Raw genomic sequence first — 13,468 nt, 5'->3', positions numbered from 1 at the left:
AAAGTAAAAACAACCCGCACTTTTGCGGGTTGTTTTTTATTCAATGGAAGTGCGTTTTGAACGCTTAGGATATATAAACTACTTACTAAAAGAGATAGTGAGCACTTAATACAAACGACTCCGAACCTGGGTTGGTGTCCCCTAGCCCACCGTTAGAAATATGACCAACTTCAGCCTCTAGCGAAAAGGTGTCAGAAATCTTGTATAAACCAGAAAGTGATGAATAGAACTCAATGGTGTCACCTAAATTTTCAGACTCATCAACAATACCGGCATGAAAAGCAACGCGTACAGAAAAATCGTTGTGTTGGTAGACGTCTTTTGCCAAACCCGCCGCGAAGTAGTGTTGACCTTGATCTGCGTTTACCAGAAGTACTGTAGGTCGCACGCCATAGAATGATTCAAGCGGTTTGTGAACATAGGCCACATGTAAAGCGTAACGGTCTGCGTCATCAAACAGATTCCAAACCGCAGCCCCAGCTTTGAGTTCTGTGCCTTGAGGTAGAGCATAAGTGGAAAGCGATGCAAAAGGTGAAAGTAAAGATAATGCAAGTGCGAGAGTTTTTACTGGTGTTTTCATGGTTATACTGATTTACGTAAAAGTTAATAATTGCGTACCGTCGAAGCTTTTTTTTAGCTATTGGCGGGACTATTTCCATTCGTTAGTTCATAATGGTAATTAGGTTACTTTTTTCAACCTACTAAAGATTGGTAACCTTATAACTTTGAGGAAACACACATTCTTATTTGCTCTAAACGTAGATATTGCATTAAGAATTAGACTGGTACTCGCTGACGATTGGGAATATTGTCAATATAGGCAAAACCTAATTGGCTAAAAAACATTGGCTGTAACACTGAGTAGAGATGTATGACCGACGAAAACTCCATTGCACATGCTATTGAAAGCACTAAGAGCAGTAAAAAAGTACTGGTTTTGTTTGCTCACCCTGCACAAACGCACTCCGAAGTGAACGTGCCGCTTTTTCATGAAGCCAGGTTAAATAAACACGTTACCGCCATTGACCTTTACGCAGAGTATCCCGATTTCAATATTGATATAGAACGGGAGCAGCAACGTTTGATCGATCACGATGTTATCGTTTTTTTGTTCCCGCTTTACTGGTATTCAACGCCTTCAATCCTAAAAGAGTGGCAAGATTTGGTTTTGGAATACGGGTTCGCCTACGGTCATGAAGGTACTGCACTTAAAGACAAATTGTTTCTCTGTGCGTTAAGTGCAGGCGGTAAAGAAGAAGCCTATCAAACTGAAGGTTTCAATCACTACACCATTAGGCAGCTACTTCAGCCATTAGAGCAAATGGCGCAAATCACGCATATGACCTACATCGCTCCATTTGCAATATTTGGCTCGCGTACTGCGCAAGAAGAACACCGGGTAGCCGAACATAGAGGTAAGTGGACGACCCTGCTTAATAAATTAACGTCGAACACCCTCGATTTAGAAAAGGCAAAGCGCATCGAGAATCTCGCAGACCTTTGTACACCTCAAGGAGATTAATGTGACTGGCTATTTTCTATATGCATTTATCTATCTGGTCGCCGCCGTAATTGCAGTGCCCATTGCGAAGCGCCTTGGTTTAGGGTCTGTATTAGGCTATTTAATAGCAGGGCTAGTGATTGGCCCCATATTCGGCCTTGTTGGTGACGAAACTGTCGCAATTCAGCATTTTGCTGAATTTGGTGTAGTCATGATGCTGTTTTTAGTTGGGCTAGAGCTAGAGCCTCGTTCGCTTTGGGCCATGAAGTCTAAACTAGTAGGCTTAGGCGGCCTGCAATTATCGCTAACCACAGCCCTTATCACCGGCGTTGCCTTATTTCTTGAGCAGCCCTTTGGCATTGCTCTTACAATAGGCCTTATTTTTGCCCTTTCTTCCACCGCCATTGTGTTACAAACACTTCAAGAAAAAGGGCTTCAGAAAACGGAAGGAGGCAAGAGCGCCTTTTCCGTTTTGCTGTTTCAAGACATCGCCGTTATTCCCATGCTGGCGCTTATTCCTCTACTTGCCATACCCGAGTTGGTAGAAGCAGGCAACGCGCAAGGCGGCGACACAGGTTCGCACGATAGCTTCAATTTAGTGGAAGGACTCGCCCCTTGGGCCTCTGGCCTGGTGATCATTAGCTCAATTGCCTTTCTTACCATTGGCGGGCACTACTTAAGCCGTCCTTTGTTTAAGTTTGTTGCTGCATCAGGTTTACGGGAAATTTTTACGGCCACCGCGCTTATGCTCATTATCGGGATTGCCGCCTTAATGGGGCTAGTAGGGCTTTCTCCTGCCCTTGGCGCTTTTTTAGCGGGCGTGGTTTTGGCCAACAGTGAGTTCAGACATGAACTTGAAGCCAATATCGAACCCTTTAAAGGATTATTGCTGGGCCTATTTTTCATTACGGTAGGTGCTGGTATTAACTTTTCTGTGCTTTCAGAAAACCCGATGTTAATCGCAGGGTTAACCCTTGCTGTTATGCTGATTAAAGCCATAGTTCTATTTGTTATTGCCTTATTATTTAAAATAAAGGGTAAGAACAAATGGCTGTTTACACTCAGCCTAGCACAGGCGGGGGAGTTTGGCTTCGTACTGTTAAGTTTCGCCTCGCAAAACTACGTGTTGCCTAGCGACATCATTTCAGTACTTTCGTTAGTCGTGGCAATTTCTATGTTTTTAACGCCAGGGCTTTTCATCCTATTCGACAAAGCCATAATTCCTCACTATAAAAACGCTAAATCACAACGTGACGAAGATGTTATCGACGAAAAAGGTACCGTGGTTATTGCAGGAATTGGGCGCTTTGGACAAATCATTAACCGTCTTTTAGTGGCCAACGATGTAAATACCGTTGTGCTTGATATTCGCTCTGAGCAAATAGACCTTATCAGACGGATTGGCACCAAAGCCTATTTTGGCGATGCATCCAAACCAGACATTTTGCATACTGCTGGCGCCCATGAAGCATCGTTACTAGTTATTGCTATAGACGATAAAGAAACCGCTGCCGAAATGGTGAAATACGCCAAGCACGCATTTCCTAACATTAAAGTGCTTGCGCGTGCCTTTGACCGCGGTCATGGGTATCGCTTGCGCCAGTTGGGTGCAGATTTTGTGGTATCAGAAACGTACCACAGCGCTCTTGAAATGGGCGCAGAAGCATTACGCTCACTCAATATTCACCCCTTCCAGGTTGAACGACAAAAGATGGCCTATAAAAATATTGAGACGCAACAAAACGATGTGCTTTATCACGCGTGGGTGGATGAAGCCAGTGGCGAACGGGTTGATAATAATTACCTTAAGCTCTTTATTGAACTGGAGTCACTAATCGAAGGTGCGCTTAAAGCAGATTTACACGACAAACATTCGAAAATGCGTGGTTGGACTCCGCCGCCTAAAGGGTACGCAGAAAAGCTAGCGCCCGATGAAAATCCAGATAAAGAAGACAAGTAATTAGCGCGTAACTTAGCGATAACTCTGTTGCACATTCGCACTACGGGTCGAAGATGTTAACGTAAACTCGCTGGTTAGCACTTGAATTTGTGAACGAAAAATCTGATCGAAAATGACAAATAACGCTATAACCTTTAAGTACATTGAAGTTAGCGTATATTAGTTTTTTATACCATCCGTTTTAAAAATGGTGGATAGACGCGTAATACAAGATAACCCATCGCCAAAATGGGAATAAGAAAGTGGTTTATTTAAATGGAGAGTTACCATGTTGTCTAAAAAGAGTCTCTTTAACCGAGCAGCTGTGCGCGTTGCGGTTGCATTTGCTGCACTTGCTAGCTTAAGTGCTTGCGAAGACGCCCCTACTCCACCTAAAGCTGTATCTTCAACACCGGTAACGCTTTATAAAGTTCAACACTCAGACGAGACCATCGCCAAATTCCCAGGGCAAGTAGAGGCGGCTGAGTATTCAAACCTTTCGTTTCGCATTGGCGGTAAACTTCAAGAGCTTAAAGTAAAAGCAGGCGAAGAAGTGACAGAAAACCAGCTTATCGCGCGGCTTGACGACAGAGACGCAAAGGCACAACTCGCCACCGCTCAGTCTCAGTTTGATGTGACTTCAGCTATGTTTGAACGTATGGAAGCGTCAGTTGAAAAAGGCGCGGTAAGCCGCTCTACTTTTGATGAAGCAAAGGCCAATTTTTTAGCGGCTAAAGCCAGCCTTACCAATGCACAAGACCAACTCAGTTACACTGAGCTTCGCGCTCCTTTTGCTGGGCTTATTGCATCTGTCCCCGTTGAAAACTACCAAGTCATTGTGCCTCAGCAAACCATCGCCGAGCTTCATATGCCAGGCGCGATTGACGTAACGTTTCAGCTGCCAGAGCAAAAAATGCGCATGATTGATCGCTCTCGAGCCCGTGAAAACCGTACCTCGGAAATGGCGTGGGTCACCTTTTCCGGCATGCCAGAAAAGCGTTACTCGGCTATGTACAAGGATCACGAAAGCACCACGCGTCAAGGTGAACTTAGCTATGAAGTGACCATTACCCTGCCAGAACCAGACGATATTAATGTATTGGCAGGCATGAGCGCTACCGTATTACTTGATATGACCAAGCTCATTGAATCTGATGCGAAACTTTGGTTAGTCCCTTTTGGCGCTGTAGTTACAGACAATGCAGAGCCAGACAAAGCCATTGTGTGGCGCTTCAAACCAGATAACAATGATGCAAAAAAAGGTACAGTCGAAGCGGTAGAAGTTATGATCACACGGGGAATTTCTAACGGCTTACTCGTAGAAGGTCCGTTGAACGACGATGATAAAATCGTTGCTGCAGGTGCTCATTTAGTAAAAGAAGGCCAATCTGTAACTGAGTGGACGAAAGAAGGAGGCCTGTAAATTATGGTCGAGTATTTTTTTCGTCAAAAAGTAATAAGCTGGATGGTCGCTATCATTTTAGGTGTTGGCGGTATTGTGACGTTTCTTGGCTTGGGTCAGCTAGAATTTCCAGAATTTACTATCAGAAATGCACTTGTTATTACCCAATATCCAGGTGCGACGCCCGAACAAGTTGAAGAAGAAGTCACGCTACAGCTTGAAAAGGCTATTCAGCGTATACCCAACGTAAAGCGCATTAGTTCTGTAAACATGGTAGGGCTATCGCAAATTACGGTGGAGCTTAAAAGTAGCGTTCAGGCTAAGGACCTTGAACAATACTGGGATAATTTGCGCCGTAAAGTAAATGACGCGCAGGCATCCCTGCCTCCGGGCACTGGCACCTCTATCGTAAATGACGATTTTGGTGATGTGTATGGACTTTTAATGACCTTGCAGAGCGAAGACTACTCATTAAAACAGTTAGAAGATTTTGCTGACCTAATGCAGCGAGAAATCCAACTTGTAGAGGGCGTTAAAAAAGTCTCCATTGCCGGCACTGTTAGCGAGCAAATTATCGTATCTTTAGATCACGATAAAATGAAAGCCCTCAATGTTTCTGCAGAATCAATCGCTGGTTTGTTAACTGCGCAAAATGTGGTGGGTAATGCAGGCTCAATTAAAGTTCAGGGCAAACGCTTATCCATACAGCCCACCGGCGAATTTGATGACTTAGAAGCATTAGGTCAAGTTGTTATTGGCTCACCGGCAAGCGGGCTGATTCGCCTCACCGATATCGCAACTATTGAGCGCAAACTTAACGACACCCCCTCGCTTCTTTACCATAGTTCTGGCACCCCTGCCCTGTCTATTGGCGTGTCGTTTGCGTCAGCAGTAAATGTAGTTGATGTGGGCAAGCGTCTTGATACTAAAATTGCCGAATTAGAACAACGCATGCCCCTCGGCATGAGCCTTAATACGGTTTACAACCAGCCAGCGGTGGTTGACGACTCCGTAACCGGCTTTTTGATTAACCTTGTTGAAGCCGTGGCCATTGTTATTTTTGTACTATTGCTCTTCATGGGCTGGCGCAGTGGCGTTTTGATGGGGCTTATTCTCGTACTGACTATTCTTGGTACCTTTATCATGATGTCAATCAAAGGTATTGAGTTACAAAAAATCTCTTTAGGGGCGCTTATCATCGCCCTCGGCATGCTTGTCGACAACGCTATCGTAGTTACCGAAGGCATGTTAATTGGCGTTAAAAAAGGACAAACTAAGCTTCAGGCGGCGAAAGACGTAGTGTCTCAAAACGGCTTACCTCTTCTAGGCGCCACCGTAATTGCCATTACCGCTTTCGCACCTATTGGGCTCTCTCCGGATGCTACTGGTGAGTTCGTTGGCTCACTGTTTTGGGTACTGTGCTTCTCGCTATTTTTAAGTTGGATCACTGCTCTCACTATTACGCCTTTCTTTTTCGACTTGCTGTTTAATACAAATAAAGAGCGTCAATCAAATGATGAAGATGATGACCCTTATAAAGGTATTATCTTCACCGTTTATAAACGAATACTTACCGCTGCGATTAATCATAGGTATATCACTATTGTACTTGTCGTCATTGCCTTAGTTGGTAGCGTTGCATCGGGTAAATTCGTAAAAAACGCGTTTTTTCCTAACTCATCTACTCCGCTCTTTTTTGTTGACTTACGTCTGCCAGAAGGTAGCGATATTCTAACGACTGAACAATCGATACGCCGTTTAGAAGAAAAAGTGATGGATATGCCTGACATCGCTAATATCACCAGCGTAATAGGCGGCGGCGCACAGCGTCTTACCCTGACTTACTCACCTGAAGACCGCTACGCAAGTTACGGGCAACTTATCGTAGAAACCAATACGGTGGAAGCTCGCGATGCTAGAATGCGAGAAATCATTGAGTTACTTCGCGAAACCTTTCCCAATGTGCAGTACAAAGTGCAAGCACTTCAGGTAGGTCCTTCTGCAAAAGCGGCTATCGAAGCCAGAATATACGGGCCCGAGCCTGAGGTTTTACGTGAGATAAGTAGTGACGTAGAAGCTATATTCCAAGCAGAACAAACCATGGACAGCGTGCGTTTGTCGTGGAGTAATAAAGTGCCATTTGTTGAGCCAGTATTCTTGGAAGAACAAGCCAGGCGTATTGGTGTAACGCGAGATGCTGTGCACACTGCGTTTCTTCTGAATAACGAGGGTGAAACTGTTGGCCTTTACCGCGAGGGCAGCGATTTAATACCTATCATCATGCGCAACGACCCTAATCAGCGCTATGACATTGATAACCTCGCTTCGCTTAACGTATGGAGCCAGGAACAAAGTAAATACATCAGCATGGCTGACGTGATCAGCAACGTGGATGTGACCCTTGATAATCCTATCATTAAGCGCCGCAATCGAGTGCGCATGCTCGCCGTTTATGCAGAGCCTTTGCCCCTATCGGGCGAAACGGCAGCCAGCGTGCAGGCGAAAGTTAGACCTCTTGTAGATGATCTTGAGTTGCCTGATGGTTACCGCATCGAATGGGGCGGCGAGTACGAGACCTCGACTGATGCACAAAGCGCACTATTTTCGAGCATGCCGATTGGAATTTTGGGTATGTTTATCATTACCGTATTGCTGTTCGGTAGATTGCGCCAAGCGTTAGCGATTTGGGGCGTTATACCACTTACTACTATCGGTATTATCGGCGGCTTAGTGCTCGTTGGTGCTCCATTTACCTTTATGGCGTTGCTTGGCAGTTTAAGCCTTATCGGTATGGTGCTTAAAAACGGTATTGTGTTGATGGAGGAGATAAACGTGCAGGCTAAGGGTAATAACGATGCGTTTAATGCCGTAGTTAAAGCATCGGTGTCTCGTGTACGACCAGTTTCTATGGCAGCCATTACTACGATACTAGGCATGATCCCGTTGTTTTCTGACGCGTTCTTCGCGTCAATGGCGGTAGTCATTGTATTTGGTTTGACTGTTGCCACCGTACTTACACTGCTTATATTGCCTGTGCTGCACTGTACGTTCCACGGTATAAAGTCTGAGTAAATAGCACGTACAACTCGTTACGTTAGTTGTACGCTGTCTTTGTAGTACTAAGCGCCGCTTTAGCTTAAATCTTGCGGTGTAAATAAAATATCGTTAACAGCCAGCGTCAAGAAACATTTTGATGCTGGCTTTATTTTCTAGCTCACCTACAACCTTTCCTCTATAGCATAATTACACTACCCAGTTTACTTTTCAAAATATTTCTATATTATGAGTAAACTACACTGTGCAGTATACTTTTAATTTAAGGTGAGAGCATGCCCGTTTTTAATCGCACACGCTTTCTTGTTGGAGTTTTATTTATGACATCTTTCTGTGGCTTTTCTAATACCCATGCTGCAAGCGCGTCACAACCAGAAAAATTCACTAATACGCATATCGAATATAAAACGACATGGCGAGACATGTGGAAAGTGACTAAAGCGTATTTTCGTGACAATAGAGATTCTGCAACGCCAACGTTTGACATACCCGTGTCGGCACTTACACCACGAATGCTTGACGCGGTTGCAGAAGATAGCGTGATAAAGCTGGGCCACTCTACTACCCTATTGAAACTTGCCGAGCGTTATATATTGATCGACCCAGTATTTAGTGAACGGGCGTCTCCCGTTCAATGGATGGGACCCAAGCGTTTCCACCAAACGCCAATTTCACTGGAAGACTTGCCTAAATTAGATGCCGTTATCATAAGTCACGATCATTACGACCATTTAGATAAGGGCAGTATTGAAATATTAAAAAACAAAGTGGACATGTTTATCACACCGCTAAAAGTAGGTAATCATTTACGTGACTGGGGTGTAGATGCAAACAGAATTGTTGAATTGGATTGGTGGCAAAACACTGAGATTGGCGATATTGAAATTGTCGCCACCCCGTCTCAGCATTTTTCGGGCCGAGGTTTATTTGATAAAGATGAAACCCTTTGGGCTAGCTGGGTGATCAAATCTTCAACTACGAATATTTTCTACAGCGGTGACTCGGGCTATTTTGACGGCTTTAAAGCGATTGGAGATAAGTATGGCCCGTTTGATTTGTCGATGATTGAAACCGGCGCGTACAACGAGCTATGGTCTGAGATTCATATGATGCCTGAAGAGAGCTTGCAAGCACATATTGATATTCAAGCCAGCGTTATGATGCCAGTGCACAACAGCACCTTTGATTTAGCGCTGCATATTTGGAACGAGCCCTTAATAAAAATCACTAAACTTGCCAGTGCCAAAGGTATCCCTACCAGCATTCCGTTTTTTGGCGAAATAGTGCCTATAAAACATGCTGGTGAAGCGCCTAATAAGACATGGTGGCTGGATAACAGGTAAAACGTATAGGCAAGGTAAACGCTTTATTACTACTCGCTTAACATTTTGTTTTACTGTACATTTGTGGTTACATTGTATAATTCGCACTCATCCGTCGTATAAGCTACAATTATGTTAAGCGCCGTGTTTTTAAGCATTAGTACCGCGCTTCGAGTGTAGGCTCAGTGCGTTTTTAAATATAGGCTCAGTGCGCTTTGAGTGTAAATTGCTCAGCGTGGTTTTGCATAATATTGCACAGTAAAGCTAAGTGACCACTAAAGCGAAAATCAATTTTTCAGTCGAAGGAGATAACTGCTAGTAATGAAGCTATCTAGCCAAACTAATTTGGGTATTGTAACCCTTTTGCTTTTAGCATTTATTGCATTGTCTGTCGCCGAATTACGTAAGTTGCAATTAAACGCGTCCGAGGCGGTAACGCTGCAGGCTGAAAAAAGTGCGTTAGTTTATAAGAAGGCTGTTGCTCAACAGGTTTCTCTTTCCCCTCAAGCCGAGCGTCTATTGCTTGAAACGTTACTAGAAAGTGCCGTGTCACACCCCAACATTTCTGCCGCATCGATTATTGGCGCAGACGGTAAAGAAGCGTTGAGCGCAAACGCCGTAAGTGAAAACACGGTGCCATCGTGGTATTCACTCGTTGACCCAAGCACTGCATATGTGAAGCGCGTCGCTTTATACAATAGTGAGAACAACCTCGTACTTACGGCGAGTAAAGGTACGCTTTCGGCTAGTTTCATCACTGTACTCGTTAAAAATATCGCTGCTTTTCTCGTCCTCGCAGTGCTTCTTTCACTTTTCGTTCTACTCGTCAACCGACGCATAAAGCGCCCCGTTGACGACACCGTAAAAAAGCTTAATGAAATTGGCAGCCATAATTTCACGTCGCCTGAAATATCGGCGTCGAGTGAAGATTTTAAGCCATTAGCTGAAGCGGCTAACTTACTTGCAGGCACATTATCCACTAAATTCGATGAACTAAAGCGTCAATCAGAACTATTCAAAAAAGAAGCCAGTAAAGACTCGCTCACGATGCTAGCAAATAGAAGCGCTTTTGAGCGTCATATGCGCGCTCTATTAAATGAAAATGCTTCTGCGCAAGAAAAAGAGCTTATTATTGTCAGACTAGCTCACCTAGGCAGTATAAATACAAAAATGGGGATGGTACCGGGCGATAATTACATAAAAGCGGTGGCAAATATTTTGGTAGAAGAAACCAAGAACAACCACAATATCCGCTTTGTGTTTCGATTGTCGGGCGGTGATTTCGCACTCATTAGCGAAGCGATGGAAAGCGCAGCCCGAGAAGTTATGCTTAACAACCTCGCGAAGCAATGTTCAAGCGCATCACCGCTTCGAGATGGAACAAAAGCAATCTTTATGGGGATCACGCGGTTTGTCGGTACTATGACAATGCCGCAAATCATGGAAAGTGTAGATAGCGCTCTCATTACCGCAATGAAAACCCAAAACGGCTGGCAGCTGGCATCAGAAATATCAAAAGTGCATAGCAATACCCAGTGGCGCGAGCGATTAAATTACATTGTGTCTCAACAGTACGCAGATATTATGATACAGCCTGTAATGAACACAGACCAAAACGTTCCCGCCTATTACGAAGCATCAGGACGCTTCAAAGATAAGGATACGAATGACATAATTCCTATGGCGCAGCTGATTCCAGCTTCGGAGCGACTAGATCTTATCCCACAGGTAGACAAGCTTGTCACTACTATCGTTCTGAAAAAGTTAGAGGTAACCTCACAACATGTTGCTGTGAACTTGAGCATAGCTTCAATTGCGAATGCTGAGTTTAGAGACTGGTTAGTGAAAGAAATCGCTAAGCGCAAGGCCCTAAGCCATCGACTGTTTTTTGAAGTAGAAGATGCCGCTTTAATTCAATATAGAGAGGTTACAGAGTCGCTTTGCCGCCAGTTAATTAGCATAGGCTGTGGCATTACCATTGAGCGTTTTGGTGATAATTTTGCTTCACTATCTGGCCTTCGGGCGATACAACCGCAGTTTGTAAAACTCTCTGGCAGGCTAACGCAAGGCATTCACACAAATAAAGACAACCAGCTATTTGTTTCAAGCCTTGTTAGCATAGCCAAAGGCTTGAACATAAAGGTAATATCCGAAATGGTAGAAAACGAAGCGGAATCGGTGGCGTTGAATAAGCTAGGAGTTGATCATCAGCAGGGCTACTATTTTGCAAAGCCATCACTGTGGAATGTGTATTAATACAGCGCTTTTTGATGATACTTGATAGGCGTTTACCGTGAACGAATGTGTGAAGACGGCACGGATGTGTGAAAAATACTTAGCGCCTTAAACGACTTTTTAAACCTAACGACTTTGCTCCTTATATAAGCTCTCTATGGCGTCAGCGCTTATTGGCCTTGAATACAGATAGCCTTGTACAAATTCTACATTTAAGGATTTACAATAGTCAGATTGGCTTTCTGTTTCCACCCCTTCCACCACAATCTTCAAGTTTAGCTTATGGCCCACGTTAACTATGGCTTCCATTAATGCACTATCGTACTCATTTTCCGGTGCACCCCCTAGAAAAGAGCGGTCGATTTTTAGATGCGTTACCGGAAAGTGCTTCAAATAACTTAGCGAAGAATAGCCAGTGCCAAAATCGTCAATTGAGATTTCCACGCCTAACGCCCTCTGTGCTCGAAGGTTTTCTAAAATAGTACTGTCTGATTTTATTAGCACGTTTTCAGTAAGCTCTAACCCAATATCTTTAGGCAGCAAGTTGTATTCGTCGCGATAAGCAGTAAGGCATTTAAAGTAAGAGCTTTTCTCTAGCTCCTTACCTGACACGTTTATATCGATACGAATTTCAATACCTTTTTGCTTCCATTCTTGCGCCTGTTGGCACGCTTTTCTAAGCACCCAGTTTCCTATATCGCCTATAAGCTCACCGCGTTCAGCGATAGGTATAAATACATCAGGAGGTGCGGCTTTGGTTTTATCTACAGGGCACCATCTAAGCAGTGCTTCACATGAAGTAAACCTACCGGTGTTGCAATCGACTTGGGGCTGAAATACAAGTTTAAATTCATCATTGCGCAGCGATTCCCGTAAGTTAACTGCTACGTTTCTTTGCTCGCGAAGCCGCTGACTTAGTGCGCTTGTGAAAAAATGATACCTGTTACGACCTTCAGCCTTAGCTTGGTACATAGCTGCATCAGCATGCTTAAGAAGGTCGTCAATCACATCGCCATCACGAGGATACAAACTGATGCCAATGCTAGAGGTAATATGGACATTTTCAGTACTTAGCGCAAAGCTCTCACGAAAACAGTCGGACAGGGTTTTAGCGATTTCCTCACACTTAATTTCACAGCTAACATCGTTAGCCAAGTAAACAAACTCATCGCCACCAAATCGGGCAAGTACCCCGTTGGTGCTGTCAATGCAGCCTGACAAGCGCTTGGCAACTGATTTTAGAAGTTCATCACCCCAACTATGCCCTAGGGTATCGTTAACCTCTTTAAACATATCTAAGTCGATAAAAAACAACGCAAAACCTGTGTTAGACGACCTTGCATCTTCAATAACAGAGGTTAAACATAGCTCTAGCGCGCGCCTGTTGGGCAAGTTAGTGAGTAAGTCAGTTGACGCCATTAGCTCTAGCTCTTGACGTATCTCGTGCTGTTCAGTTAAGTCAATATCAACACAATACATCTCTGGCGAATCAGTGCCTTGCTTTAACATTACGTGAGAAGAAAAAACGTGGATGGGTTGACCGCCCTTTTTCTTTAGCACCAACTCATCGGAGAGGATAGGCTCACCGAACTCTATCCAGCGCTGATGAAGTCTGATAACGTCATCTCGCATAAAGTTTGGGATAATGAGGTCTTCAAGCTTTTTACCTAGCGCTTCGGTTTCGCTGTAGCCATAAATATCTTCACTTGATTTATTCCAGTAAATGACGTTTCTGTGCTTGTCGTACCCTTGCACGGATACCTTTGGTAAGGCACTAATAAGCTCTAGGAACCGCCTCTCGGCAGCACCATGTTGTCCAAACAACAAGGGCTCTTCGTATCTCTGCAAGCTCATCGTACTCCCGTAACTACTGTTTAAGTACTCAGCGTTAGAAAAAAATTATCAGCGCTATTTCAGTGTAGTATAAAACCAGTAATTAGATGGTCTTATAAGATACAATACTGAACACGGATGAATAAATACTGTAACTGCCGATACACCATAGCGCTCGAATA

The 13,468-nt window shown here is 44.1% G+C and carries 8 protein-coding genes; 6 read left to right on the top strand and 2 right to left on the bottom strand.

Annotation, left to right across the window (positions count from 1 at the left end):
* Positions 1-85 precede the first annotated feature (85 nt).
* Positions 86-580 (bottom strand): acyloxyacyl hydrolase, encoded by a 495-nt coding sequence (locus tag ACYX4W_RS10905; RefSeq protein WP_476073193.1) that lies wholly within the window; start codon positions 578-580, stop codon positions 86-88.
* Between the two features lie 291 nt (positions 581-871).
* On the opposite strand from ACYX4W_RS10905, the gene ACYX4W_RS10900 reads away from it, so the two are divergent.
* The 6 genes from ACYX4W_RS10900 to ACYX4W_RS10875 all read left to right on the top strand — a co-directional run bounded on the left by ACYX4W_RS10900 (position 872) and on the right by ACYX4W_RS10875 (position 11,474).
* Positions 872-1,522, top strand: a complete 651-nt coding sequence (locus tag ACYX4W_RS10900) for an NAD(P)H-dependent oxidoreductase (protein WP_476073192.1) — start codon at positions 872-874, stop codon at positions 1,520-1,522.
* 1 nt (position 1,523) lies between these two features.
* Positions 1,524-3,461 (top strand): monovalent cation:proton antiporter-2 (CPA2) family protein, encoded by a 1,938-nt coding sequence (locus ACYX4W_RS10895; protein ID WP_476073191.1) that lies wholly within the window; start codon positions 1,524-1,526, stop codon positions 3,459-3,461.
* Between the two features lie 268 nt (positions 3,462-3,729).
* Positions 3,730-4,863, top strand: a complete 1,134-nt coding sequence (locus tag ACYX4W_RS10890; protein WP_476073190.1) for an efflux RND transporter periplasmic adaptor subunit — start codon at positions 3,730-3,732, stop codon at positions 4,861-4,863.
* Positions 4,864-4,866: 3 nt separating this feature from the next.
* Positions 4,867-7,914, top strand: coding sequence for an efflux RND transporter permease subunit (locus ACYX4W_RS10885; protein ID WP_476073189.1), 3,048 nt, complete (start codon positions 4,867-4,869; stop codon positions 7,912-7,914).
* Between the two features lie 302 nt (positions 7,915-8,216).
* On the top strand, positions 8,217-9,239 hold the full coding sequence (locus ACYX4W_RS10880; protein WP_476073188.1) for an MBL fold metallo-hydrolase: 1,023 nt from the start codon (positions 8,217-8,219) through the stop codon (positions 9,237-9,239).
* A gap of 300 nt (positions 9,240-9,539) precedes the next feature.
* Positions 9,540-11,474 carry an EAL domain-containing protein gene (locus ACYX4W_RS10875; protein ID WP_476073187.1) on the top strand — a complete coding sequence of 645 codons (1,935 nt, stop codon included), beginning with the start codon at positions 9,540-9,542 and terminating at the stop codon, positions 11,472-11,474.
* Between the two features lie 105 nt (positions 11,475-11,579).
* Here ACYX4W_RS10875 and ACYX4W_RS10870 read toward each other — a convergent pair whose 3' ends face one another.
* Complete coding sequence (locus tag ACYX4W_RS10870) at positions 11,580-13,307, bottom strand: sensor domain-containing protein (RefSeq protein WP_476073186.1); 1,728 nt, start codon at positions 13,305-13,307, stop codon at positions 11,580-11,582.
* Between the last annotated feature and the right edge of the window lie 161 nt (positions 13,308-13,468).

The organism is Alteromonas sp. ABH4_454 (assembly GCF_056311775.1).
This window is presented reverse-complemented; position numbering and strand designations above follow the sequence as displayed.

Coding starts and splice junctions, on each gene's coding strand:
- ACYX4W_RS10905 (WP_476073193.1), bottom strand. CDS start 580: ATGAAAACACCAGTAAAAACTCTCGCACTTGCATTATCTTTACTTTCA.
- ACYX4W_RS10900 (WP_476073192.1), top strand. CDS start 872: ATGACCGACGAAAACTCCATTGCACATGCTATTGAAAGCACTAAGAGC.
- ACYX4W_RS10890 (WP_476073190.1), top strand. CDS start 3,730: ATGTTGTCTAAAAAGAGTCTCTTTAACCGAGCAGCTGTGCGCGTTGCG.
- ACYX4W_RS10885 (WP_476073189.1), top strand. CDS start 4,867: ATGGTCGAGTATTTTTTTCGTCAAAAAGTAATAAGCTGGATGGTCGCT.
- ACYX4W_RS10880 (WP_476073188.1), top strand. CDS start 8,217: ATGACATCTTTCTGTGGCTTTTCTAATACCCATGCTGCAAGCGCGTCA.
- ACYX4W_RS10875 (WP_476073187.1), top strand. CDS start 9,540: ATGAAGCTATCTAGCCAAACTAATTTGGGTATTGTAACCCTTTTGCTT.
- ACYX4W_RS10870 (WP_476073186.1), bottom strand. CDS start 13,307: ATGAGCTTGCAGAGATACGAAGAGCCCTTGTTGTTTGGACAACATGGT.